Source organism: Actibacterium sp., assembly GCF_041584535.1.
Taxonomy (GTDB): Bacteria; Pseudomonadota; Alphaproteobacteria; order Rhodobacterales; family Rhodobacteraceae; genus Actibacterium_D.
Genome location: NZ_JBFHDW010000442.1, coordinates 1 through 1,227, shown reverse-complemented (window position 1 = coordinate 1,227; position 1,227 = coordinate 1). Strand labels below are relative to the sequence as shown.

The 1,227-nt window shown below is 63.8% G+C and carries 2 protein-coding genes; both read left to right on the top strand.

The genetic code is table 11. The features are described from left to right. Positions 1 to 1,071: acyl-CoA dehydrogenase (locus ABYW26_RS14590; RefSeq protein ID WP_372605642.1), on the top strand; the 1,071-nt coding region annotated here is incomplete at its 5' end. Positions 1,072 to 1,126: 55 nt separating this feature from the next. Then, on the top strand, positions 1,127 to 1,227 hold a 101-nt coding region (locus tag ABYW26_RS14585), incomplete at its 3' end, for an FAD-dependent oxidoreductase (RefSeq protein WP_372605643.1).

The following is a 1,227-nucleotide window of genomic DNA, read 5'->3' as shown; positions in this document are numbered from 1 at the left end:
GGCGATCGCAACGATGTTCGTTGCGTGTCGATCGAGCACAAGCTGGGCATCCACGGCAGCCCGACCTGCACGCTGGCCTTTGGCGACACTGGCGGTGCGATCGGTTATCTGGTGGGCGAGGCCAACAAGGGCCTGCAATACATGTTTGCCATGATGAACAACGCCCGTCTGGGGGTCGGCCTGCAGGGCATCGGCATCGGTGAAGCATCGCTTCAACACGCGGTGGCCTATGCGATGGAGCGCAAACAGGGGCCGACGCCGCCGGAATCCGGTATCGACACCATCATGGGCCACCCTGACATCCGCCGGATGCTGGGCCTGATGAAATCGCGCACCGAAGCGGCGCGGGTTCTGGCCTATCGCGCCGCCCGGTCGCTGGATTTTGCCCGCCGCGCGGAAGATGCAGATGAACGCGCCCGCCATCAGCGCCGGGTCGATCTGCTGATCCCGGTGGCCAAGGCCTGGTCGACCGAACTGTCGGTGCATTCGTCCTCGCTGGGCGTGCAAGTGCATGGCGGCATGGGCTATATCGAGGAAACCGGCGCGGCGCAGCACCTGCGCGATGCCCGGATCACCACGATCTACGAAGGCACCACCGGCATTCAGTCGCTGGACCTTGTCGGCCGCAAGATCATCCGTGATCGCGGTCAGGCCGCGCTTGAGATCGTCGCCGATATGCGCGCTTCGGCCGAAGCTCTGGCCGCGCAGACCGCGCCGGGTGCCGATTGGGCCGGTCTGTCGGCATCGGTTAATGAGGCCGCGAACATGGTCGAAGAAACCAGCAACTGGCTGATCCAGCAGAACGGTCACGAGCCCTCGGCGGCTGCGGTGAACGTGCTGGAACTGTTCGGCATCGCGCTGGGGGCATGGGCCATGGGCGACGCTGCGCTGCACGCCGCCAAACGCATCGCGGACGGTCGTGGCTCTGCGCATCTGAAGGCAAAACTGAACATCGTTCGGTTCTACTTTGCCAACGTCTTCCCGCTGGCAAGCGCCATTCAGACGGTTGCGACCCAAGGTGCCAATTCGGTTCTGGATCTGACTCCGGCCGATCTGGGCGCTGTCGCCTGATACCAAAATGACCCCGGCCCCGCGCGGGCCGGGCTTTCCCACCAAGGAGTCCGCCATGTCAGCGATTGAACGCGAGTCGATGGAATATGATGTTGTGATTGTTGGTGCTGGGCCTGCGGGTCTGAGTGCTGCGATCCGATTGAAGCAGCTGGATGC